Origin of the sequence: Bifidobacterium sp. UTCIF-39 (assembly GCF_006408715.1) — a bacterium.
GTDB classification, from domain to species: domain Bacteria; phylum Actinomycetota; class Actinomycetes; order Actinomycetales; family Bifidobacteriaceae; genus Galliscardovia; species Galliscardovia tissieri.
Map to the genome: position 1 here is coordinate 112,610 of NZ_JEOG01000005.1, position 23,573 is coordinate 136,182.

The following is a 23,573-nucleotide window of genomic DNA, read 5'->3' on the forward strand; positions in this document are numbered from 1 at the left end:
CTGGTTTTCTCACATCGTCGGCCGAAGCCGAACGTCTATATGGCGAGACCGTGGGATACGGTCATCGTCGCGAGAGCATGATCACTTGGTGATGATGACGTCCTCGGGCTTGATGTCGTCGGTGAACGACGGGGCGAGCTCGGTCTGGTAGGCCTGCTCGAAGAATCCGTCGTCGGTGAGGGTCTTGATCTCCGAGTTGACCCACTTGAGCAGGTCGGCGTTGCCCTTCTTCACGGCCGGGGCGATGGTGGATTCCTCGCCGAGGGTCTTGACGCCCACGGTGTATCCCGGGTTCTCCTTGGCCCACGCGTACAGATAGGTGTTGTCGTCGGCCAGAGCGTCGACACGGCCGTCCTTGAATGCCTGGAACTGCTGGGTCTTGGAATCGTACTTCTGCAGGGTCACGTCAGGGTAGTTCTGGGTGAAGTACGTTTCGGCGGTGGTGCCCTTGGTCACGGCCAGAGTCTTGCCCTTGAGCTGGTCGGCGTCGGTGATCTTGGCGGAATCGGGGGAGACCACGCCGATCGACACCTTCATGTACGGGCTGGCGAAGTCGACGACCTGCTTGCGCTCATCGGTCACGGTGAAGTTGGCGAGCACCAGATCCACCTTGTCGGACTTCAGGGCGTCCACTCGGCCATCGGCGTTGACCTGCACCCAGTCGACCTTCACGCCCAGATCCTCGGCCAGCTTGTTGCCCAGAGCCACGTCGTAGCCGGCACGGGTGCCGTCGTTCTTCACGTAGCCGTACGGCGGCAGATCGCCGAAGGTGGCGATGCGGATCTTGCCCGCCTTCTTGATCTGCTCAACGGTCTGACCCTGCTGGCTGGAGGCCGAGGAGTCGCTGCTGCCGGAGCTGGACGAACCGCATGCGGCGAGCGAGATCAGCGCGGCACCGGCCACCAGACCGGCGATGATCTTCTTGAGTTTCTTCATGATTCCTCCCTTGTGGATTCCTCTCATTTGCCAATATGCAAAAAAATGGTGTCGGATGATCGATGACTTGCGTCGATCATTGCAATGTCAGGCTTCCTCGTCATCCGTGATCGGCGACATGCTGTCCAGGAAGCTGCGGGCGCGATCGGTCGCCGGATGCGTGAAGAAGTCCTCACCGGACTGGCGTTCCAGAATCACGCCGTTCTCCAGGAACAGCACAGTGTCGGCCACGCGGCGGGCGAACTCCATCTCGTGCGTCACCACGATCATGGTCATGTGCTCCTTGGCCAGTCGCAGCATGAGCTCGAGCACCTCGCGCACCATCTCCGGATCGAGCGAGGCGGTCACCTCGTCGAACAGCATGAGCTCGGGGTTCATGGTCAGTGCGCGCACGATGGCGATGCGCTGCTTCTGTCCGCCGGACAGCTCACGAGGATAGGCGTTGCGATATTCGCTCAGCTGCACGTCCGCCAGAAGGCGGTCCATCTGCGGTTCCACCTCGGATTTGTCGCGCTTCTGCACCTTGGTGGGGCCGAGCAGGATGTTCTGCGCCACGGTAAGGTTGGGGAACAGGTCGTAGCTCTGGAACACCATGCCGATCTCGGTGCGCAGTTTGCGCCATTCCTTTTCGGTGCCGCTTACCGGCCTGCCCTTGAACTCGATCGTGCCTCCCTGAATGGTCTCCAGACCGTTGAGGCATCGGATGAGCGTGGACTTGCCGGAGCCGGAGGGGCCCAGCAGCACGAATACCTTGCCGCGCGGCACGTCGAAGCTGATGTCCTTGAGCACCTCGTGATCGCCGTAGGCCTTGCGCAGATGCTTGACCGACAGCAGCGGGGTCTCGGTGGCGGCGTTGCTGTTCGCCGCGGTTGCGGGATTCTCGTTTTCAGCCATTGTTACGCTCCTTGGCGCGCTTCTCTAGGGCCTGGGCAATACGAGCCAGAGGCCAGCACACGATGAAATACAGCAGGAACACGAATCCGTACACCCAGAACGCGGAGTCGGGGTGGCTCATGCGATTCGCCTCCATGATCTGCTGTCCGACAGTGATCACGTCGATCACGCTGATCAGCAGCAGCAGGGACGTAGTCATGATCACGCGGGCCGCCAGATTGATGGTCGCCGGAATCATGAGGTTGACCGACTGGGGAAGACGGACGTACCACAGCAGCTGCAGTCCGTTCATGCCCAGCGCCTTGCCGGCGTCCACCTGATGCTTGGGTACGGAGATCAGGGCGCCGCGCACGACGTCGCTGATCTCGGCCGCCACCCACAGGCCGAACGCCACCACGGCGATGGTCTCACCGTCCACCTGCACGCCCATCTCGCGGGGGAGGATGTAGTAGAAGAGGAACAGGATCACCAGTGTGGGGATGATGCGGAAGAACTCCAGATAGAGGCGCAGAACCGCGCGCAGAATCGGATTGTGCATGATGCGCAACGCGCCAAGCACGACTCCCAGCGGGATGCCGAAGATCAGTGCAAGTCCCGCCACGCTGACCGACGTCCACAATCCGCCGAGCAGACGGGTGAAGTTGTCTCCCGTGAAGATGACCGTCCAGCCGGGTTGCGCCGCAAGGATGAGGGCCTGATCAATCGCCGAAGGTGCCACGACGGACCCTCCTTTCCAGAAGCGTGAGGATGATGGACATCGGGATGAGGATGATCGCATAGGCGATCACCAGCACGAGCAGGTACTCGTCGGTGCGGTAGTACATGCCGATCAGGTCTCGTGCCGTATTGGTCAGTTCGGGCACGGCGATCACCGTGAACACTGAGGTCTCCTTGACCAGGAAGATCGCGTTGGCGGCCATTGCGGGCACGCTGCGCACCAGTCCCTGGGGGAGGATGACATGCCGGATCATCTGCAACGGCGACAGGCCGAGCGCTTTGGCCGACTCGATCTGGATCTTCGGAATGCCGCCGAATCCGCCGCGGAATGCGCCGGACATGTAGGCGGCTCCAAGCAGGGACGAGCCGAGGATTGCGCAGGTCTCCGCGCTCAGCTTGAGGCCGATGGACGGTAGACCGTAGTAAAGGAAGAACAGCTGGATGAGCAGCGGGGTGTTGCGTAGCAGCTCTTCGAACGTTGCGCAGATCTGCGAGACCACGGGGATGCGGCTATCGCGGGCGATCGCCACCACAAGCCCGAGCAGGGTGGCGAGAATCACGGCGATGGCGGATAGTCTCAGCGTGAGGATGAACGCCTTTTCGAACAGGGGCAGGCTTTGCTGGATGACTTCCCAGCTCATTGCGTGCCTCCTCTCTTATATGGCGTATGTGGAATCGACAATGGTGTCATGGTTTTCTCTTGGAAACGTCTGTGAATACAATACGGGGTTTTCGCCGTCCCACCGGACGCCCATAGGCTCGCCCAATGGGTTTTTGAGGGGTGGAACAAGGGGGACGACGGGTGGCGAGATCATGAAGACCGATGGTTGTCGTTGATCTCAATACGCCGGCATTCGTTGCAAGAAGTGGCGTTTCGACGTGCGGAACATGTCTCGACGAGACGTCCGTGGCATGGAGGATCCTCCAGTCGTTATGAATGATGGTTATGGCGTGCTATCAGCAAATCAATAATAGCTATAACCAAACTTTGGTGTGTCGCGATTGTCTGAACCAAATCAGTTGGGATATTGGGGGCGACGGTCGTCCGGGTGACGGGAAAGTCGCGTCACTGAATGCCGACCATCGGTGTTCTCCGGGCTTCTGCGATATCTCACCGATGTCTGCATTCGCCTTAGACTGGAAGTCATGTCTCTTACTATTGGAATCGTCGGACTGCCCAACGTCGGCAAGTCCACCATGTTCAACGCGCTGACCCGCAACAACGTGCTGGCCGAGAACTACCCGTTCGCCACCATCGAGCCGAACACGGGCGTCGTGCCGCTGCCGGACAAGCGCCTCCCCGTGCTTGCCAAGCTGGTGAACACCGAGAAGATCGTCCCCGCCACCGTCACGTTCGTCGACATCGCCGGCATCGTCAAGGGCGCGTCCGAGGGTGAAGGCCTTGGCAACAAGTTCCTCGCCAACATCCGTGAGGCCGACGCGATCTGCGAGGTCGTGCGCGCCTTCGAGGACGACGACATCGTGCACGTCAACGGCAAGGTCGATCCCGCCGACGACATCGACACCATCAACACCGAGCTGATCCTCGCCGATCTGCAGACCATCGAGAATGCGCTGCCCAAGCTGGAGAAGGATCTGCGCGGCAAGAAGATCGAGCCCGAGTACTTCGAGGCAGTCAAGCAGGCCAAGATCATCCTCGAATCCGGCGAAACCCTTGACAAGGCCGCCCGTGAGGGTCGCTTCGACAAAGACAGCGTCTACGATCTGCACCTGATGACCGCCAAGCCGTTCATCTACGTGTTCAATGTGGATGACGACGAGCTGCAGAACAAGGATCTGCAGTCCAGGCTGGCCGCGTCCGTGGCGCCCGCCCCGGCCGTGTTCCTCAACGCCCAGTTCGAAGCCGACCTCACCGAGCTCGATGAGGCCGACGCGCGTGAGATGCTGCAGGACGCCGGCCTTGAGGAGTCCGGTCTGGACCAGCTGGCCCGCGTGGGCTTCGACATCCTCGGCCTGCAGACCTTCCTCACCGCCGGCGTCAAGGAGGTGCGCGCCTGGCAGATCCACAAGGGCTTCACCGCCCCGCAGGCCGCCGGCGTGATCCACACCGACTTCGAAAAGGGCTTCATCAAGGCCGACATCGTCTCCTACGACGACTTCGTGGCAGCGAACGGTTCCATGGCCGAGATCAAGGAACAGGGCAAGCTCCGTCAGGAGGGCCGCGACTACGTGATGCAGGACGGCGACATCGTCGAGTTCAAGTTCAACGTGTCCAAGTGATCGCCGGGTAGGGTTAAAGGCCTTGGAATCCATTGACGGTTCCAAGGCCTTTTCCGCTCATATGGGGTTATGGTCGTTGGCGATTGTAATGTCGATCGGCATACGTTCGCGGCTACGTTATCCGGTGATGCCCTGCGCATGGTTATGCGCGGTCATTGCCTTGGAGAATATACTTGAGACAGAAGCCGCGCTCATATGGGATGATGGATCGGAGGGACTGGAATGCCGGAGTTGAGTCGGTTCTTTGGCATCATCATTCGCATGATGTGTCAGGACGAGAGTGAGCATCATAAGCCGCATGTCCATGTGTACTACGGTGATTTCAAAGCCTCTGTCGGTATTGACGGCGAACTGTTGGCAGGATCGTTGCCGGCGAAATAATACAAGCTGGTGGCCGCGTGGCTCGTGCTGCACGAGGACGAGCTGTACAAGGCATGGAATGAGGCCGTATCCGGGCGTCCGTTCGACCGTATTAAGCCACTGTCGTAGAGAAAGGAAACCGACGTGTTCGAGATGAATGGCATCCTGTATGCGGATGAACCCTCTCGGGAACTGGAGGTCCGCTCAGCCCGTATCACTGATGATCACATCATGCTGGTGACGTTCTCCACCGGCGAGACACGGTTATGCGATTTCACTGAAATGTTTGACGATGTCCCCGCGTTCTCTCCATTGCATGATGAGAAGATATTCGAGGATTTCCGCATCGACCATGGCGTTCTGACGTGGCAGGACGGCGACATCGACATCTCGCCCACGTATCTGTACAACCATTCATACAAATACGCCATTCGAGGTGAACTGGTCTCGCTTTGATGCCATATGACGGCATCGTCGAGTGCAAGTTCAACGTCTCCAAGTGAGTAGCCTTTCGTTAGAACGGCGGAATCCAGTGTTTCCAGTTTGAGAAGGCTGCGGATTCCGTCGTTTTGCCGGGATATATCAGCCTGCAACGAACAAGGTCACAGAATATGGCAGCTGTCGATTGCAAGCGCTGTCATTCGGCGTTATCCTGTGCTGGTCACAGTCCGTACACTCATGTCGAGAGAGCAGCGAGAGAACAGGAAGACCAGTGAAAAAGAGCCTCTTAGCCATTGCCGCCGGAGCGTTTGTGCTTGGTGCCGCCGAATTCGTGATGATGGGCATCCTGCCCGAGGCGGCCGCCGCCACGCACGTTTCCATTCCGACCGCCGGACACTTCATCTCCGCATATGCGATCGGCGTGTGCGTGGGCGTCACCATGCTTGTCTTCGGCAGGAAGACCAGTCCGAAGCATCTGGTGATCCTGTTCATGATCCTCGCACTGATCGGCAACGCGATGAGCGCCGTCGCGCCGAACGCCACGGTGCTCGTCATCGCCCGATTCATCGCCGGACTGCCGCATGGCGCGTTCTTCGGCACAGGAACCGTCATCGCCAGGGCGCTCGCCGACAAGGGTAAGGAAGGCAAGGCCGTGTCCGTGATGGTCACAGGCCAGACCATCGCCAACATGTTCGGTGTTCCCGCCGGCACGCTGCTGGCCGAATACGTGGACTGGCGTCTCGCCTTCGTGATCCTGGCCATTGGTGCCGGACTCACCATCGTATTGACGCTGGCATGGATGCCGCTCATCGCCGCAGTACCGGACGCCGGTCTGGCAGGACAGTTCCGCTTCCTCTCCAAGCCCGGTCCGTGGCTGGTGCTGGGTGCCGTGTTCGTAGGCAATTCCGGCGTGTTCTGCTGGTGGAGCTACGTGTCCCCGTGGCTGCAGAAGACCGGAGGCTATGACTCGCGGTTCGTGCCGTTGCTTATGATGCTCGCCGGATTCGGCATGGTGGTCGGCGGTCTTGCCGGCGGACATTTCGCCGACCGGTGGCTTCGCGCGGTGACCGCCGCGGTAGGTCAGTCGATCTCCGCAGCCGGTCTGCTTATGGTGTTCCTTGTCCCGGGCAATCTTGTGACCTGCGCGCTGCTTACCTTCTGTATCGCCTTCGGCCTATTCTTCATCAACGGTCCGCAGATGCTGCTCATGGCCGAGGCGGGCAAGGGCGGCGGCGAGCTGATCGGCGGAGCCGCGGTGCAGATCGCCTTCAACGGCGGCAATGCCGTCGGCTCACTGGTCGGTGGCATGGCGCTGAACGCCGCCGGCATGAACTACCACATCACCGGTCTTGCCGGATTGCCGTTCACCTTGGGCGCGGTGCTGCTGCTCGGCATATTCGCCATGCGCTTCGAGCGCAGAAAGCCCGTGGAGCTGAAAGCCGTCAACTAAGCGTTTCTCGGCCGCTGGTTTGCGTTCGCACGGACGGCCCGTGGCAGACTGCGGCCAGATTACGAATATCCGCCGGCGTAGTGCGGCAACAGCCGCGGTGGATCGACGCCCCGGCATCAATCCACCGCGGTGCAAGTTGGGCAAGGCTCAGACCACTGGGATTCGGCGTCCACGTCTTGGTGCCGGGATGATAGATGTCGCCGTTGTTCGGATAGACAATGATCGGCTTGCTCGTGGCGGAGCGAATGCATCCGATCGCATCGCCAACCAATTCCAGCGGCACGCAGTTGACGCCGATCGCGCTGATGCCGGGAACACGGTCAAGCGCGGCGGTGGCCTCATCAAGCGCTGTGCCGTCACACAAATGTCCCGCATCCCGCAGACTGAACGACATCCACGCTTCCATGTCGGAGAATTCGTCGTTTAGCAATCCGACCAGGGCCTGTACCTCCGCCATGTTCGGCATGGTTTCGAAGGCAAAGAGATCTACGCCGGCGTCGGCGAGAACGCGCATGCGCTCGCGGTGGAAGTCACGGTATTCCGCATCGGTGAGCGAATACCCGCCCGTATATTCACTGCCGTCCGCAAGAAACGCCCCGTACGGGCCCACGCTTCCGGCGACAAGCAACGGTCGGGAGCGGCGATCATCGGACGTGTTCTCCATGGCTGGCGCAGGAACGGACGAGCGATAGTCATCTCGTGCCGCAACCGCCTCGTCCACCGCGACGGTGATCAGTCGTCGTGCCTCATCGTCAGTCAGACCGATCCGTTCAAACCCGGGAATATTCGCCTGATAGGTATTCGTGATGGCGATGTTCGCCCCGGCCTCGAAATAGCTCCGGTGCACGTCATGCACCGCCTGCGGGTCACGGATCAACGCCATCGCCGACCACAGTGCGTTCGCCATATCGACCCCACGCTTCTCCAGTTCGGTGGCCATGGCCCCGTCCACGAGCAAAGGAGATTGCGCGGCCAATGCCGTGCCAAGTATGCCGTTCATGATTCCGTCCCGTGCCTTCTTGTGATGGGATATTGTGGTTGCCCTCCACAGTAGCGGCGGATGGCCCGTATTCCGGTATTGCGCTGTATTATGCCATGTCTGCCGGTTCGGCAGATCGTTTACCATGGTGTGCGACGAAGCGAGACGTGGGCGACGTGTCGCCGCGAAGGATGGAGGTCGATCATGGCAGAGTCGAATACGAATAATCCCAACATGGGCGAGACCGCAAACAACGGCCAGAGCACCCAGAACATTCAGGGCAACCGCGGCAAGTACCATCTGCCCGCAGGCTATGAGCATTGCGCGAAGCTGCGTCCCGTCGCCGAGGCGGCCACGGCGCTCGACCGGGTCAAGGCCATCGTCGACATCCTGTACTCGCCGGGTGGCTGTCCGTGGGATGGCAAGCAGACGAACCGGAGCCTCCTCAAGCATCTGCTCGAGGAGACCTATGAGTACATCGACGCCGTGGAAACGAACGATCGTGACAACATGCGCGAGGAACTCGGCGACGTGCTGCTCCAGTCCGTGTTCCAGGCACGCGTATGCGAGACCGATGCCAAGGATCCATTCGATATCGACGAGGTGGCTGACCGACTGGTGGCCAAGCTCATCACCCGCCATCCGCACGTGTTTGTGCCGGACGATGGCAACGATGACGACGATGATGTGGCAAATGTGTCGAATGCCGACACGTCCGTCACCGGGGAGCGTGCCCCGGAGACCCCGGAGGAGACGCTGGCCCTCTGGGAGCGCGTCAAGCAGCGGGAGAAGCATCGCAAATCCGTGCTCGACGGCATCTCGCATACGCAGGGCGCGTTCCTGCGTGCCGCGAAGGTGGTTTCCCGTGTGTCCAAATCCCCGGATGCCGACGAACTGTTCAAGGCGTTCGAGCATGAGGAATGCATGCTTCCTGCGGCATCTGCGGTTTCCGGCACTGAGACCACACCACGTGACGGTGCCTCCGATGATGTTCGGTATGCCGATGAGATCCTTGATGTCATTCGTCGTGCGCAGAGTGCTGGAGTGGATGTGGAATCCGCATTGCGGAACCGATTGCGGATGGTGGAAGCCGAGATCGGCAAGCGAGAGGATGTGTTGCGTTCATCCCGTTCCTGACATTGATGCCGACGGTGGCCCGTATCCGTTACCATGTGTCATGAGGAGAACGGAAAGCAGGACGCTTGCGGGTGGGGCGGGCGAGCCATTTCCAGATATTCGGATACAAAAAAGGAGCCATCATATGCAGTCGACCATCGATCAGATTCTGTTATGGTATGGTGACTTGCCATCGGGTGTGCAGACCGGCATCACCGTCGTGGTGGGTGCCGTTGTGGCGATGATCGTGTTCAAGATCGTCATTCGTTTCCTGACCGGTATTCTTACCGCGGTCATCGCAGCCGCGCTTTCGTTCCTGCTCACTACCGTGCCGGGGCATGCATTACTGCAAACCGGCGTGGATCAGGTGAAGCAGCGTGTGGATACGTCAATCAGTGAACAACAGCGGGGCGATTTCATTGGAGGCGCATCATTCTTAGCGTTTTCTGAGCGTATTTAGCATAATCTTACTTACACTGGAACCGAGTGGTACTGGGGAGAGCGAATTATGCGGGTGTTTGATTTTGACGGCACGATCTACGACGGTGAAAGCCTGTTCGACCTGTATCTGTTCAGCGCCCGCTATGATCCCAAGGTGTTCCGCCATATCGCACCCGTATTGCGATACGCCATCAAATACAAGCTTGGTCGCGCCACTCTTGAACAGATGGAACGCGGCGTAGGCAAAGTCGCCAAAGGCTATCTCAAGGATCTAGCCGGCTCCCGGAGAATCGACGGCATTCGGATGAATCCGCTGCTGCACGCGGAAAATGCGGGCCTGGGGGACGATGTGCTGGCAAGTGACGCGTCCACGATCGAACGGGAGTCGCTTACCGGAGGGCTAAGGTCGCTGGTCAGTGCGTTCTGGGACCGCAACATGCATCGCATCAAGCCGTGGTATGTGCCTCGCCCGGATGACGTGATCCTCACCGCGTCGTTTGATGTGACCGTGGGGGAGGCCTGCCGTCGTCTGGGCGTTGGCCGTCTGATCGCGTCGACTATCAATCCCGCCACGCTGGAGGTTACCTACCTCAATTTCAATACGAACAAGCCGAAGCGTCTACGTGAAGTGCTGGGCGCGGATGCGGTAATCGACGAATTCTACACCGACAGCAAATTCGACCAGCCCATGATCGACATGGCCCGCAAGGGGTTCATGGTCAAGGGGAACCTGATCACTCGCGTCAAATAGCGACAAGCATCGTGGCCATGACAGCCATATCTCTATCCGAGGAATCCTGATCACAGATACGTACTCCAGCCGAGCTTGACGGCAAGCGTCACACTGGCGAGCACGGCTGCGGCGCGCATGATGTTCGCGGGAATGCGACGGGTGATCGGCGGGGCGATGTAGCTGCCGATGAAACATCCGGCGCACAGTGCGATCGCGAACGGCCAGTTGACCGAACCGCGCACGATGAACATCGCCGACGCGGTGATGTTCGCGCCGAATCCGATCACGGTCTTCAGTGCGTTGATCTCATGGAATCGTCCGATATGGCCCAGATCGAGCATCGCCAGGGCAAGCGTTCCAGCTCCCGCGCCGAAGTAGCCGCTGTAGATGCCGACGAAGCTTACGCCCAGCCACATCCACCGTGGATCCTTATGTACATCGTCCTTGGGCCTGTCCAACTCTCGTTGGGCGGATTCCCTCGCCTGCACGGACTGCGGACCAAGCGCGCGGCCTGCCGTGTCCCGGGCGTGTGCCCGTTCCTTCGGGTTGAGCGCGATGATCAGCGCACTGAACAGGATCAATGGCGGAACCAGATATTCGAACACGACCGCGGGAAGCTCGAGCAACAGCATTCCACCGGCCACGCCGCCGACGATGCCGATGCATGCGTAGATGATTACGCGCGTGCGATGACCATGCAGTTCCTTGCGTGCGGAAAGACAACCGCCAACGCCGGTTCCCACCACGCCCACGGTGTTCGTGGTGTTCGCCAGCACCGGAGGCACGCCGATGGCCAGCAGTGCCGGATAGGAGACCAGAGAGGACGCGCCCACCGCATAGCCGACGAATCCGGCCCCGGTGCCGGCGATGAGCACAAGCATCAGGGTGACGGCGGATGTTCCTGGGATGGTCATGACAGCCTCCAGCGCGATCTCACGGGTGTTAGGATTCCGTTAGGGTGCTTGCGAGCATACCCATGACGCCCACGGTGGCGATCGCTGATGATCAGAACGTGGACTGTTTTCGGACGGTCGGGACACGCATTCATCAAACGATTGACATCATGCGGTTTTGAGGCGGTACGATCGGATATGACAACCACTACGCGTCGGGTCGGATTACGGTCCTCCGGCGTTCTCACAACACGACGGGAGTCCCACTATGAGCACACAATCCGGCAGGAAACTCGCCATCGTCACCGGTAGCGCACTGGGTCTGGGCTACGAGCTGGCCCGGCAGTTGATCGACAAGGGCTGGTTCGTGGCTGGCATCGATTTCAACGAGGAGCGACAGATCGAATTATCCCGCCAGTTCCCGGCCGACACCTACCGAGGATTCGTGGGGGACGTGTCGGATGAGCTGTTTGTGAAGGCGTCCGTAGCGGAAATCGCGAAGATCGGTCACATCGATCTGCTGATCAACAACGCCGGTCAGCCCTCGTTCAAGAAGCCGACGGCGTATGAGGCCGCCGATGTGGACAAATGCCTCAAAGGTCTTAAGGGCATGATCCTGTGGAGCGTGGAGACCCTCAAGGCCACCGGCGAACAGGATCTCAAGATCGCCAACGTAATGAGCACCGCCGCGACGCGCGGCAACGCGAACGAATCCGTGTACTGCGCTACCAAGTGGGGGGAAAAGGGCTACACGCAAAGCCTTAAGGTGGCATACAAGGGATCCAGCGTGAAGGTCGTGGGCGTCTATCCCGGTGGAATCGACACGGACTTCTACCGGGACAGCCACGACTACGTTTCGCTGGAGAAGCAGCATTCGTTCATGAATGCCGCGGAACTGGCCGAAGTGATCCTGTTCAATCTTGTCAACGAGGCGAATCTGACCGTCTCCGACATTCTCATCGAACGCAATTACCGGTAATGACGACGACGGTTGCGGTGTCGGCTATCGTCGGGCGGCCTGTCGCCCAACCGGCCGCACCCGGCTGTCGATCACGCCCACGATCATGCCGATAAGCGCGGGACAGAGCCATCCGAACTGGGCGTCGGCAAAGGGCAGCAACGCCAGCATGGCGTCCAGCCATGGAAGCGAGCCGCCGAATACGGCGACCAGACTCGACACGCAGTGCAGCGCGGCGGCGATCCCCGTCAGCAGCACCGTCCAGAAATACACACGCGGGAACCGCGACGAGAACACACGATCGACCATCGACAGCGCCACCAGTACGATGGCGATCGGGTACAAGGCCGACAGCACCGGCACCGACACCTTGATGATCATGCTCAGACCGGCGTTCGACACCACGAAGCTGAACACCGTGAACACCGCGCCCCAACGGCGATAGTTCATGTGACGGCCGGCCACGACGGGGAAGTGGTTCTGGAAATACGTGCCGCAGGTGGAGATCAGACCGGTGCACACGTTGAGACAGGCGATGATGAACACCAGACCGACGAATGCGGTGCCGAACGGGCCGAACATGGCGGACGTCAGATTCGTCAGCACCGTCGCGCCCGTGTCATGCGAGGGATCGATCGAGGCAATCGATCCGGACACCGCACCCATATAGGCCAGTACGCCGTAGATCGCGATGAGCAGCAGACCGGTGCCCACGCCGGCGAGCGCGGTCTCGCGGCGCACCTGTGATTCGTCGTCCACGCCCATCGATCGCACGTTCGCCGAGATCACGATGCCGAAGTACAGGGCCGCGAGGAGATCCATCGTCTGGTATCCGTCGAGGAATCCGCGTGCCATCTGGCCGTTGGCGTAATCGCCCATGGGGGCGGCGAATCCGCCCGGATGACGTATCACGCAGAAGACGAACAGGATCGCGATCAGGATGAGCAGCAGCGGACCCATGAACTTGCCCAGTGTCTTCGACAGTTTCTCCGGATGCTGGGAAAGCAGGTACGACACCGCGAAGAACACCAGAGAATACACGAACTGCGTGAGACCGGTCGGCAGCGCGGTCGTGAACGGCACGATCGCCATTTCGAATGATGTGGTCGCCGTGCGGGGGATCGCGAAGCACGGTCCGATGGTCAGGATGATCGCCAGGCCCAGAATGAGTGCGAATCGGTTCGACACGCGGTTCGCCAGTCGTTCGAATCCGCCGGCGAACGACACCGCCACCACGCCGAGGATGGGCAGACCCACCGCCGACACGATGAATCCGATCGAGGCGAACACCGTGCGTTCCCCGGCCTGTGCTCCCACGAACGGGGGAAATATCAGGTTGCCGGCACCGAAGAACATGGAGAAGAACGTGAACGTGGCCAGTATGCGGTTGCGCCCGTTCAATGCCGTGGCTCCCGTTGTCGCGTTCCGCGTGTCCGTCATGAGGACGATCCTCCCGTGGTGGTTGAGTGGTTTCGAAAAAATACTCAACGCATTGTGATGGAATCGTCCCGATTCGTCAAATCGGCAGGGTCATTCGGCGATGATGACGTCGTCGGTCGGCGGGTCCAGATCGATCACGTCGTCGCACCAGTCGGCGGCCAGTTCCTCGTCATGCGTGACGACGACCACGATCCTGCCATCGCGTTTCAGCCGTTGCAGCAGCAGTCCCACTTGGCGCATGTGGAATCGGTCGAGTCCGCTGGTCGGTTCGTCGAGCACGATCAGATCCTTGCCGCACATGAGTGCCGATGCGATGGCCGTGCGTTGCTTTTCCCCGCCCGATAGGCTCATTGGATGCCGCTCGGCGATGGCGTCGAGATCCAGATCGTGCAGGATACGATCGCAACGCTTGCGCGCCGTGGCGTCGTCACTGGCCGTCTCGGCGAAACCGAGCATGACTTCCTCCCGTACACTGTCGGCGAACAGCTGATAGTTCACATCCTGCATCACCAGAAACGCCTTGGCCGTCAGCGTGTGCGCCTTCACCGGTTTCCCGTTCCACAGGATGCTGCCGCCGATCGGACGGAGCAGACCGCACAGGGTACGTACCAGCGTGCTTTTTCCGGTGCCGTTGGCGCCCATCAGCGCCGTAACCCGTCCGGCTCGCAGCGCCAGATCGGGGACGTCACGAAGGAATTCGCCGCGTGACGAGCGACGGTTGGTGCGGACAAGCGTCCCGAGCCCGCGTCTCCTGCCGTACCCGATGCGCAGCATGCGTGTGCGCAGGACGGGGGTGGTGCCGGCGCCCTCCGCTTCGGGGTCTTCGGTGCCATCACCCATGCCGTTGCCGGTGCCCTCCAACCGCGTTTGTGGTCGTTGACGCTTCGCCTCCACGATGGTCCGGTATCGGCACAGATCCAAGGCGCGCAGGCCCATGCTGGCGATCGTCTCTGGTGAAAGTGCAAGGAAGTCGTGTGCGGGATAGTCGCCGATCACACGTCCCTGTTCGAATACGACGAATCGATCGGCGATATCGCGACACCATGCCAGACGGTGTTCGGCGATCAGTACGGTCGTGCCGGACCGCTTGAGTCGTGCGATCATGTCATGCAGTTCGTCGATCGAGCGGGCGTCGAGATTACTGGTCGGCTCATCCAGCACCATGACCGGTGGATGCAGCATCGTGGCGACCGCCACGGCAAGACGCTGTTTCTGCCCGCCGGACAGACGGAACACACTGCGGTTGAGCAGTTGTTCGATGCCGAACCGGTGCACCGTGTCGGCCATGCGACGCCGGATCTCATCGGAGGGCATGCCCATGTTCTCGCACGGGAATGCAAGCTCCGACGTGGCATCGGCGTTGAAGTACTGGGTCTTGGGGTTTTGGAACACGCTGCCGACCAGCGGCGTGAACGCGTCGATCGGAGCACCCGCGCCCAATCCCGCCGTATGATGTTCGCCGGTCAGTGATCCCGAGAAGAACGTGGGGATCAGTCCGTTGACCAGACGGGTGTAGGAGGTCTTTCCGCAGCCGCTGCGACCGCACAGCATTACGCATTCGCCGGGGGAGACGTGCAGTGAGACGTCGTGCAGGGCGTTGCTGGCTGCGACTGTGTCAGCGGTGCTTGCACCACCATAACGGAAGGTGACATGTTCGGTTTCGATGATGCCGTCGGTCATAGTACTCCTGCGATGTCAAGCGCGACCGGCGCGGCGCATACGGCCATGGCAAGCCAGTCGACCGGTCTCATGCGGATTTCGGTCAGCGACGTATGGGTTCCGGAACGTCCCAGCCCCTTGGTCAGTGCGGCGACGGACAGGTCCTGGGTCACATTGTTCGCGTTCATGAGCAGCGGAACGAGCACATACTCCAACGACTGCATCGGATGACGGACGAGCGCGAACCTGCCGACGGCAATGCCCCGCAATGCCATGGCGGCGCGGATCTGCCGATAGTCCTGGAGGATCGTGGGAAAGAAGCGGATCACCACCATGCACGGGATCACGATCGCCTCCGGCACGTGCATGCGTCGCATCGCGCACACGAACTCGCTGGCGCGCGTGGTGGCGAACGCATACGCGCCGGTGATGAAGCACGGCATCATCATCCGCAATCCCACCGCCACCAGTGCCAGACCATGCAGCCAGGGATTCGTCGAATCAGCCGGCACCAGATAGCTGACGGCCACCAGCATCGCGTAGAAGAGTCCAAGCCGTAGCGTCATGCGCCATCGCCCGGCGGCCAGCATGGGCATCAGCACCAATGCCACCAGCATGATCTCGGTATGCGTATGCACATGGAAGAAAAGCAGAAGATTCGCCAGCAGCAGCATGAACAGCTTAGCGCGCGGATCCAATGCGAGGGGATTCGCCGTCGTCGGTGTCATCGGTCAGACGATTCCGGCCTTGACGAAATGCCTGCGGAGCACGCGCTGACCAAACCAGCCGCCGACCAGCGCACACACGACGATGGCGATCATGGCGATCGCGAACGTGCCCATGTTGATGTGCGAGAACACGCCGTCGATGTAGGCGGCATCCTTGCCGCGGGCCTGAAGGCTGGCCACGTAGGCGTCCTTCATGAACCACAGCGGCAGGATCGGCCCGGTGAGACCGTACGAGAACACCACGTAGCTGGCCAGCAGGCCGGTGCGGCTTCTGTACGAGCCGGCGCGGGCGATCAGATCGGCGATCACGGGAAAGACGATGCTGGCGATGAACGACAGGACGAAATGCCCGGAGACGAACAGGAACAGGCCGATCACGGCGCCCATCACCGTGATCGCGCCGAATTTGCGCACCTTGGTCGCGAGCAGCATGTACACGCAGCCGGAGATGAGTGCGGCGATGGCGGGGAGGAAGATCGAGGCGAACCCGACGAACGCCACTGTGCTGATCAGCGTGGCAACCGCCACCAACACGAAGTACAGTGCCGTGAACACACCGATCGTGATGAGATCCGGCACGGACAGTCTTGCCGCCTTCGCTGCCATCGTCGTGTTGCCAGCCGAATCGACGGATGCGGTCGTGATGTTCGTGTCGTTGCCCTGATGCGTCATGATCCTCGTTCCCGTTGACTGTCCCCAATGTGTGACCGTCACCAATGTAACGGGGAACGTCCGATTGCACAATAGTTTTTCACGGACATTTCCGAGGCATGCGAAGACTGAACGTCGTTTGTCCGCCGTCTGGCCGGAACATGAATTCTTGGTCAACCCTGCGATTGCGTGGGTGTCGCGGGTGCCCATCGACTAGCGTGAAGAGAACATTCGAGATTCTCGACGAAGTGAATGGAGGAACGGCAAGTATGGGAATGCCGTTGGATTTGTATGTGATCCGCCACGGGGAATCCGAGGCGAACGTGATCGTCAAGGCCGGGGAACAGGGCGACAACTCCCTGTACACGCAGGACAACGTGACGGTGCCCGACCGTTCGTGGAGGCTCACCTCCACCGGTCGCAAGCAGGCGGATTGCATAGGACGCTGGCTGGTTGCCCAGCAGCCCCTGTTCGATCGGTATCTGGTCTCGCCGTATGTGCGTACACGCGAGACGGCGGCTACGATGGCGCTGCCCAAGGCCAAGTGGGAGGAGACCCGCGTGCTGCGCGAACGTTCCTGGGGTGAGATCAACACCATCACCCAGGATGAGTTCCGTACGAACTACTCGCGCAACTGGATGTTCAAGCGCACCGATCCGCTCTACTGGCGTCCGCCGGCAGGCGAGTCCATCGCCGACGTGGCGGAGGACCGCGTGCACAATCTGCTCACCTCGCTCAACCGCCGTGCCGAGGCGGAATCCGTGGTGGCGGTGACCCACGGCGACTTCATGCTCGCGTTGATGCTCACCTTGGAGGACATTTCCGACGAGGAGTTCCTTCGCCGTACGTCCGATGACGCATGGACGATCACCAACTGCACCTGCCTGCATTACTCACGTCGCGATCCCAGCACCGGCCGCACCTCGCAGCGAGTGCGCTGGGAGCAGACCGCTCGTCCCGTGTTCAACGAGGAGACGGGACGCTGGGAGGTGAAGGTGGAGCCGTGGCGTGAATTCCAGCGCCCGCTGCTCAGCAACGGCGATCTGGTGGACGTGGTCCACGCCGTGGATCACCACCTCGACCAATACGCCAAGTAGGTCGCATCGCCTTGACCGACATGGCGTTATGAGTTATGAGTTCTGACCAACATGGCGGAGGCGATATCGACGGCTGAACAATGACCGTCGATATCGCCTCCGCCGTTGTGATCGTTGTGATATGGCCGTTGCCTGCTTGGCGGCGATCCGCGTCAGCGATCCGTGTTGCGGTACAGTGTCCCTCCATCCTCGTCGGTGATCGTCACCCGAGGCGTGCCGGACACGTCAAGATCCACCGTGAGCGCATGCGTGCCGTCGGCGGAGACGGAACGATACGTGTAATGCTCGTTCGTCAGCGTCAGCGTCTCCGTACGCGCCTCGACCAGCCAGGGGTTCCGACGGCGCAATCCGATCAGATCCTGATGCGCGCGGTAGATCGGCGCACCCAGCGGGGACAGTTCGTCGGGGGAGTGCGGGAATGCCGGGCGGATCTCGTCATCACCGCCCAGCCGTTCCTCCTTGATGCCCGTATACCCCTGCTCGTCGCCGTAATAGATGCTGGGTACGCCACCGACCGTCATCAGTATGGCCAGCGCAAGCACCGCCTTGTCTGCGCCGATTCTGCTGGCGATACGCGTTACATCGTGGTTGCCAATGAACGTCTGCGGCACGAATGCGTCAAGGAATCCGTTATGGCGGTGCAGCGTCCAATCCAGTTCGAAGAAGTTCCTGGTCTGCAGACTCGACCACACGGCCTTCCACAACTCGTATTCGGTCACCGAGTCCATCGTCGACTCGGTCACGATCCGCGCATAGTCGCCGTGAATCACCTCGCCGAAGATCCATGAATACGGATGGGACTGCTTCACCTGCGGCAGCACCTTCGTCCAGAACGACGGATCCGTGGCGTACGCGGCATCAAGACGCCATCCGGACGTCCCTCGATCCAGCCAGTGGTTCATCACCGTCGTCACATAGGCCGCCGTCACGGGAGATGAGTGATCCAGATCAACCAGACGATCATGCCCCTCGAACACCGCAAGGGTGGGCTGCCCGTCCGGGCCGGGCGTCGTGCGGACCAATCCCGCCCACGGGCTGGCGGAATCCCCCTCCAATGCGGCGCGCACGGCGGGATGATCGCGTCCTACATGGTTGAACACGCCGTCGAGCACCAACTGCAGTCCCTTGTTCCGGCAGGCTTCGGCGAGTCTATCGAACGCCTGATCGCCGCCAAGCCGCACATCCACATGCATATGGTCCAACGTGTCATAACCGTGCGACGAGGATTCGAAGATCGGGCCGAGCAGCAGTCCCGACACACCAAGATCGCGGGCATAGTCCAGCCAGTCGATCAGTGCGTCGAGGCCCCGGCCGCGGAATGTACGCTCGCCGGTTGGACGGATCTCCGCCCCGACGAACCCCAGCGGATAGATGTGCCACCAGATGCCGTACCGCACCCAGTCCGGCATCGGATGCGTCGGCAGAGGACAATGCAACGGCGAACGCCCATCGTCATCATATGATTGCGTATCGTGTACTGCGCCGTTCGCATCGTGCGTGTGGTTTGTCGCGTGATCTGTCGTGGGATCCATATGATTCGCAGCGGCCATGGGAAGCCTCCTGTTCCATGCTGTGAAGTGACGTCCCGTCCCCTTCATATATAGTGGTTCGACACACTGCATGAACGCAACCGATACCGCGTGTCACGGTGGACTCGCCGGCGAACACGACCGTTCATGATCCGATATAATCGCCTCGGTTTGATCGACAGAGGGCCACGTTGCATACGCGACTCCGAGACTGGCGGGAGCGACAATGACGGACAGGGTTCTGCACGCGAATGATGGGTCCCGTGGCATTTCGCCATCACTGGCCCGCCTGATGCTGCTGACGAATGCCGCCGTATGGGGCTCCGGTTACACGATTCTCAAATTCATCCAGACGACCGTGCCCACACAGTGGATGATGACGTTCCGACTGGGGACGGCGGCCATACTGATGGGTCTGATCTTCCTGCCGAAACTTCGGAAGATCGACCTGCGACGACTGATCGTGCCCGGCCTGATCCTGGCGATCACCTACTGGCTGGGATTCATGTTCCAGCTCGCCGGACTCAAGACCATCGCCCCGGGGCGTAACTCGTTCCTCACCGACACCTACTGCGTGATGGTCCCGTTCCTCATCTGGGCGATCACCCGTCGCAGGCCGAACTGGCAGCATATGGCGGCCGCATTCGTCTGCATCATCGGCATCGGATTCGTATCCCTGAGCGAGGGGGCGGCATCCGGACTGCTGTCCGTCAGCTTCGGAGACGCGGTGACGATCGTGGGCGCGTTCTTCTTCGCCGCGAATCTGGTCGCGGTGGGATTCATGGCCAAGAAATTCGATCCCGTGGCGCTGATGTTCATGGAATTCGTGTTCACCACGCTGCTGTTCCTCGGCGGCGCGATCCTGACCGAATCCTCGCCGGAACCGTCATGGGCCAGCTGGAAGATCATCGCCGGACTGGCCTATCTGGTCATCGGCTCGACGATCATCGCACAGATCTTCCAGACCGTAGCCATCCGATACGTGCCAACCTCGCAGGCGTCGATCATCCTCAGCACGGAAAGCCTGTTCGGCGTGCTCGTCTCCGTCATCTTCTACGGAGAACGACTGACCGTGGCCGTGATCATCGGATTCGCGCTGATTTTCTGTGCGATTCTGCTGTCCGAACTGCACCTGCCGAAGCGCAAACGGCGCAAATCCGACGACGATACGGATGCGAGCGCGAGCGCCGACGGGATCAGTGCGCCGGGCCCTGATCCCATCCGGCGATAAGAAATACGCGAGTCGGATTCGCCGGACGAGTGATCGCGTCAAACATGCCGGCAAATCCCGACAGGTCTCCGTTGTAGGCGCGCAGTTTCGCATCCCGATAGCGCTCGCGGGTCACCGGCTCCCAGTCAAGATCCCAGCCGGCGGAATGCGCCAGACGGGATACGAAGATGCGCAACGTCATCGCATTGCCATAGGGGAAGGGGTGCAGGTATCCCAGTTCGTCATAGAAGTGGGCGAGTTTCGTCACAAAGACCGGGCGGTCAAGGCATTTGAGATCACGTGCCTCGGCCAGCTCCGAGGTGATGTTCGCGGCCCCGGTCTCCAGCAGGGCCGCCGGGAAGAACGCCGCTGGACTGGCACCGAGACCGCCGGCGGATGTCGAACTTGTCGTGTCATGCGTGCGGATACCTCCGGCGTCCGACCGCACTCCGCCGAACAGCGTGCCGTGAATGGACCGGAGCTCGCCCAGCCCCCCGCCGGATGCCGGTCGTGCGGCGAACAGGACGATCCGTGCGAACACGGCGTCTCCCAGATCCTGGATGCTCTGCGTGTTTCCGGGATCGGCCTGTGCTGCGTCGGACGGCGAGCATGCCGTCACGAACTCGTCAAGGTGGATCCTGCCCGATTCGTAGTCCCGGGCTGCTTGCATGGCGGCCCTGCTGATCGTCATCGATTCCAGGGCACAGTTCTTCGCGGCGAATGCCACCGCGCTCATTCGTTCTGCTGGCAACATAGTTCGATGATAGCCCGCCTTCACCATGAAGCGCTGCGGAACCGCGGACAACCGCGGACGAAGGCGGGCTATCATCAGCCGGCCAGACCGGCGTTGACCTTCAATGTGAGCACGCGCAACGCTGCCTGATCCACCTGCTGGGCGAAGGAGGGATCGGACTGGGCCTTCTGCACCAGACCGGTGAGGATCGGACGCACATACTCATTCGCCCCGATGCAGATCAGATCGCCTCCCGCCGACACGAACCGCACGCCAAGCTCATTGGTTGGAATGGATCCAAGCGCCGCCGCCGACATGGAATCCGAGGTGACCACGCCCTGATAGCCCAGCGTGCCGCGCAGATAGTCGTTGAGGATCTTCGAGGAGAACGCCGCCGGCTCCTCCGGATCGATCTGCGAATAGGTCGCCAGCGACATCATCACCATGTCGGGATTGGACTGCAGCGCCTGATGGAAACCTTCGATCTGGCCGCTGTTCAGGGTGGTGGTCGTGTCGGTGATGCCCGAATCGGTGAAATCCGTATTGCCGGTCACGCCGCCAAGACCGGGGAAGTGCTTGACCGAGCTCATCACACCCGCGTCACGCATGCCATTGACGAACGCGGCCGCATGCTGACCATTGCCGGACGCATCGAGGCCGAAATCACGGTTGAGCGCTCCGATGGGCGCGTTTTGGGATCGGCTTTGCGTCTGCACGGTGCCGGCCACCGGAGCCAGATCCACGTTCACGCCAGCGGATTTGAGCTGTGACCCCCATGTCTTTGCCGCTGCGCGCAGATCCTCCACGCTCATCTGCCCCTGCTTCACCGCGGAGGGCATGGTGTCGAACCCGGCACCGGTCAGGTGCTGGACCTGGCCGCCCTCTTGATCCGCGCAGATCAGCAGGCCGATGCCGTCCGACGTGTATCCCTGCAGCGTCGAGGATACCTGTGCCACAGCGGTGGTGCCGTTCTTCCAGTTGCCCAGCAATAGCACCGATCCCACATGGTTCTTCTGCACCAGGCTTTGCACGTCCGATGCCCTGTTGCCGGCGAAGAGTGGCACCATTATCAGCTGCCCGACCTTCTGTTCCAGACTCATGCCGGACAGCAGTTGCTTCGCCTTGTCCTGCGCATTGGGAGCCGGGGCCTCGGTCTTGGTTTCGTTGTCGGCGTTCGGGGAGTCGCTGTCATTGTTCTGGCCGTCATTCAGTGCGGTCTTGGTGGTGGCCGGTGCCGATGCTGCCGGGGTGGGGTCGGCGCCACTGGCGAACAGTGGCATGGAGCATCCCGCCGTGGCGAAGAGCAGGGAGACGGTGGTCGCAAGGACGGCGGTTCGGCGGATGAGTACGGACAGGGATCGCTGATGCGTCATATGTTCCTTGATAGCACGTTCCGGCTCCAAAGGGCGTCTTGTGATTTCTTGCAGTCACGGGTGCTACCCTGTATGACGGTGATTCCGCATGACACCTGTTCCGGGTTGGGGTGGTGTGCCGGTCGTCCCGCCGGACTCGTTCACGGGTCGCGGACTCTGATGGCATGCCGGTATGGGAATCACTATGATGAGTGACCGCATATGGCAACGGACGAGTGAGGTGAGATATGGCGGCATCCAACAACGAACGGCGACGCAGGGCGCACGCGTTTCGTCTCAACGTATTTGCAATGATCGTCTCCTTCCTGCGTCTGTTCGACAAGCCGACTCGCGTGCTGATCGTATCCTGCGTGGTGTTCGTCACGGCGTCGCTGTGCGTGATCGTGCCCAAGGGGTCTGCCGCGTTCATGAACGATCAATCCCAGTCTGTGGTGGCCGCGGATTCGAAGGAATCCTCGACGACGGTCGAGAATGGTTCCTCGACGGGATCCTCGACCAAGCGAGCCTCCGCGGTACCGGCAGCGTCAAGCGCCACCGCCACATCCTCCGACCCGTCCTGGATGCTCCCCAGCGGGGGCGACTACGTCGATCTCACCAAAGTGGATGATCTCAACATCCGCGTATCGATCGCCGACCAGAAGGTCTATATCCGCAGTGGTGATAGGGTCGTCTATACGATGATCTGCTCCACGGGCATGGACGGTTCCACGCCCACCGGCAGTTACAACGTGCAGAACCGCGGCGAGGACTTCTTCAACGGTGAGGAGAACATGGGCGCCCGATACTGGGTGTCATGGGCCAACTACGGCGAGTATCTCTTCCACACCGTACCCACCGACAGCAACGGCGAGTACATCGTCTCCGAGGCGGAGAAACTCGGCGTTCCGGCATCGCACGGATGCGTGAGACTGACCGTCGCCGATGCGAAGTGGCTGTATGAGCAGCTGCCCGACAATACGCCCGTGCTCATCGAATAGACGATGCCGAAGGCGAT

Annotated in this window: 24 protein-coding genes; 11 read left to right on the forward strand and 13 right to left on the reverse strand. The window is 60.9% G+C overall.

The genetic code is table 11. The annotated features are described in order from the left end of the window. Positions 1–81 precede the first annotated feature (81 nt). The 4 genes from EP30_RS03295 to EP30_RS03310 all read right to left on the reverse strand — a co-directional run bounded on the left by EP30_RS03295 (position 82) and on the right by EP30_RS03310 (position 3,188). Positions 82–936, reverse strand: coding sequence for a transporter substrate-binding domain-containing protein (locus tag EP30_RS03295; protein ID WP_140556103.1), 855 nt, complete (start codon positions 934–936; stop codon positions 82–84). An 87-nt stretch (positions 937–1,023) separates the two neighbouring features. Beyond that, positions 1,024–1,830 (reverse strand): amino acid ABC transporter ATP-binding protein, encoded by an 807-nt coding sequence (locus tag EP30_RS03300; RefSeq protein ID WP_094663602.1) that lies wholly within the window; start codon positions 1,828–1,830, stop codon positions 1,024–1,026. Next, the gene (locus EP30_RS03305) at positions 1,823–2,548 is read right to left on the reverse strand and encodes an amino acid ABC transporter permease (RefSeq protein WP_258185342.1); all 726 of its coding nucleotides are present in this window, start codon (positions 2,546–2,548) and stop codon (positions 1,823–1,825) included. Before EP30_RS03305 ends, EP30_RS03300 begins: the two co-directional genes overlap by 8 nt. Further along, positions 2,529–3,188 (reverse strand): amino acid ABC transporter permease, encoded by a 660-nt coding sequence (locus EP30_RS03310; RefSeq protein WP_094663606.1) that lies wholly within the window; start codon positions 3,186–3,188, stop codon positions 2,529–2,531. The genes EP30_RS03305 and EP30_RS03310 overlap by 20 nt, the downstream gene beginning before the upstream one ends. 505 nt (positions 3,189–3,693) lie before the next feature. Between EP30_RS03310 and ychF the strand changes: the two genes are divergently transcribed. From ychF to EP30_RS03330, 4 genes are all read left to right on the forward strand, one after another. Further along, positions 3,694–4,788 carry a redox-regulated ATPase YchF gene (ychF, locus tag EP30_RS03315; RefSeq protein ID WP_094663608.1) on the forward strand — a complete coding sequence of 365 codons (1,095 nt, stop codon included), beginning with the start codon at positions 3,694–3,696 and terminating at the stop codon, positions 4,786–4,788. A 222-nt stretch (positions 4,789–5,010) separates the two neighbouring features. Beyond that, complete coding sequence (locus tag EP30_RS11310) at positions 5,011–5,169, forward strand: DUF4160 domain-containing protein (protein ID WP_219846787.1); 159 nt, start codon at positions 5,011–5,013, stop codon at positions 5,167–5,169. Positions 5,170–5,301: 132 nt separating this feature from the next. Continuing rightward, positions 5,302–5,604 (forward strand): DUF2442 domain-containing protein, encoded by a 303-nt coding sequence (locus tag EP30_RS03325; protein ID WP_258185348.1) that lies wholly within the window; start codon positions 5,302–5,304, stop codon positions 5,602–5,604. Between the two features lie 256 nt (positions 5,605–5,860). Continuing rightward, positions 5,861–7,039 (forward strand): MFS transporter, encoded by a 1,179-nt coding sequence (locus EP30_RS03330; protein WP_094663614.1) that lies wholly within the window; start codon positions 5,861–5,863, stop codon positions 7,037–7,039. On the opposite strand, the gene mmuM is transcribed toward EP30_RS03330, so the two are convergent. Then, on the reverse strand, positions 7,032–8,039 hold the full coding sequence (mmuM, locus tag EP30_RS03335; protein ID WP_140556110.1) for a homocysteine S-methyltransferase: 1,008 nt from the start codon (positions 8,037–8,039) through the stop codon (positions 7,032–7,034). The two genes, EP30_RS03330 and mmuM, sit on opposite strands and share 8 nt — an antisense overlap. 213 nt (positions 8,040–8,252) lie before the next feature. On the opposite strand from mmuM, the gene EP30_RS03340 reads away from it, so the two are divergent. The 3 genes from EP30_RS03340 to EP30_RS03350 all read left to right on the forward strand — a co-directional run bounded on the left by EP30_RS03340 (position 8,253) and on the right by EP30_RS03350 (position 10,326). Continuing rightward, positions 8,253–9,155, forward strand: coding sequence for a MazG family protein (locus EP30_RS03340; protein WP_094663764.1), 903 nt, complete (start codon positions 8,253–8,255; stop codon positions 9,153–9,155). A 124-nt stretch (positions 9,156–9,279) separates the two neighbouring features. Beyond that, positions 9,280–9,594, forward strand: a complete 315-nt coding sequence (locus EP30_RS03345) for a hypothetical protein (protein WP_094663618.1) — start codon at positions 9,280–9,282, stop codon at positions 9,592–9,594. 48 nt (positions 9,595–9,642) lie between these two features. Further along, positions 9,643–10,326 (forward strand): haloacid dehalogenase, encoded by a 684-nt coding sequence (locus EP30_RS03350; protein WP_094663620.1) that lies wholly within the window; start codon positions 9,643–9,645, stop codon positions 10,324–10,326. 50 nt (positions 10,327–10,376) lie between these two features. Here EP30_RS03350 and EP30_RS03355 read toward each other — a convergent pair whose 3' ends face one another. Further along, positions 10,377–11,222, reverse strand: coding sequence for a sulfite exporter TauE/SafE family protein (locus tag EP30_RS03355; RefSeq protein WP_140556113.1), 846 nt, complete (start codon positions 11,220–11,222; stop codon positions 10,377–10,379). A gap of 247 nt (positions 11,223–11,469) precedes the next feature. Between EP30_RS03355 and EP30_RS03360 the strand changes: the two genes are divergently transcribed. Further along, positions 11,470–12,180 (forward strand): SDR family oxidoreductase, encoded by a 711-nt coding sequence (locus EP30_RS03360; RefSeq protein ID WP_140556115.1) that lies wholly within the window; start codon positions 11,470–11,472, stop codon positions 12,178–12,180. Between the two features lie 24 nt (positions 12,181–12,204). On the opposite strand, the gene brnQ is transcribed toward EP30_RS03360, so the two are convergent. The 4 genes from brnQ to EP30_RS03380 all read right to left on the reverse strand — a co-directional run bounded on the left by brnQ (position 12,205) and on the right by EP30_RS03380 (position 16,592). Further along, positions 12,205–13,599: a branched-chain amino acid transport system II carrier protein gene (gene brnQ, locus EP30_RS03365; protein WP_140556117.1), complete on the reverse strand. Its 1,395-nt coding sequence runs from the start codon at positions 13,597–13,599 to the stop codon at positions 12,205–12,207. Positions 13,600–13,689: 90 nt separating this feature from the next. Continuing rightward, positions 13,690–15,279, reverse strand: a complete 1,590-nt coding sequence (locus tag EP30_RS03370; protein WP_140556119.1) for an ABC transporter ATP-binding protein — start codon at positions 15,277–15,279, stop codon at positions 13,690–13,692. After that, the gene (locus EP30_RS03375) at positions 15,276–15,986 is read right to left on the reverse strand and encodes an energy-coupling factor transporter transmembrane component T (protein WP_140556121.1); all 711 of its coding nucleotides are present in this window, start codon (positions 15,984–15,986) and stop codon (positions 15,276–15,278) included. Before EP30_RS03375 ends, EP30_RS03370 begins: the two co-directional genes overlap by 4 nt. 3 nt (positions 15,987–15,989) lie before the next feature. Continuing rightward, complete coding sequence (locus EP30_RS03380; protein ID WP_094663766.1) at positions 15,990–16,592, reverse strand: MptD family putative ECF transporter S component; 603 nt, start codon at positions 16,590–16,592, stop codon at positions 15,990–15,992. Positions 16,593–16,906: 314 nt separating this feature from the next. Here EP30_RS03380 and EP30_RS03385 point away from each other — a divergent pair, with 314 nt between their 5' ends. Continuing rightward, positions 16,907–17,734, forward strand: coding sequence for a histidine phosphatase family protein (locus EP30_RS03385; RefSeq protein ID WP_140556226.1), 828 nt, complete (start codon positions 16,907–16,909; stop codon positions 17,732–17,734). Positions 17,735–17,886: 152 nt separating this feature from the next. Here EP30_RS03385 and EP30_RS03390 read toward each other — a convergent pair whose 3' ends face one another. Continuing rightward, positions 17,887–19,143, reverse strand: a complete 1,257-nt coding sequence (locus EP30_RS03390) for an alpha-amylase family protein (protein ID WP_094663768.1) — start codon at positions 19,141–19,143, stop codon at positions 17,887–17,889. Positions 19,144–19,489: 346 nt separating this feature from the next. On the opposite strand from EP30_RS03390, the gene EP30_RS03395 reads away from it, so the two are divergent. After that, on the forward strand, positions 19,490–20,494 hold the full coding sequence (locus EP30_RS03395) for a DMT family transporter (protein WP_140556124.1): 1,005 nt from the start codon (positions 19,490–19,492) through the stop codon (positions 20,492–20,494). On the opposite strand, the gene EP30_RS03400 is transcribed toward EP30_RS03395, so the two are convergent. Further along, positions 20,460–21,164 carry a Fic family protein gene (locus EP30_RS03400; protein ID WP_181160767.1) on the reverse strand — a complete coding sequence of 235 codons (705 nt, stop codon included), beginning with the start codon at positions 21,162–21,164 and terminating at the stop codon, positions 20,460–20,462. The genes EP30_RS03395 and EP30_RS03400 overlap by 35 nt on opposite strands. A 137-nt stretch (positions 21,165–21,301) precedes the next feature. Then, positions 21,302–22,579: a glycoside hydrolase family 3 N-terminal domain-containing protein gene (locus EP30_RS03405; protein WP_245819334.1), complete on the reverse strand. Its 1,278-nt coding sequence runs from the start codon at positions 22,577–22,579 to the stop codon at positions 21,302–21,304. A gap of 227 nt (positions 22,580–22,806) precedes the next feature. On the opposite strand from EP30_RS03405, the gene EP30_RS03410 reads away from it, so the two are divergent. After that, complete coding sequence (locus EP30_RS03410) at positions 22,807–23,556, forward strand: L,D-transpeptidase (protein WP_140556126.1); 750 nt, start codon at positions 22,807–22,809, stop codon at positions 23,554–23,556. Positions 23,557–23,573 lie beyond the last annotated feature (17 nt).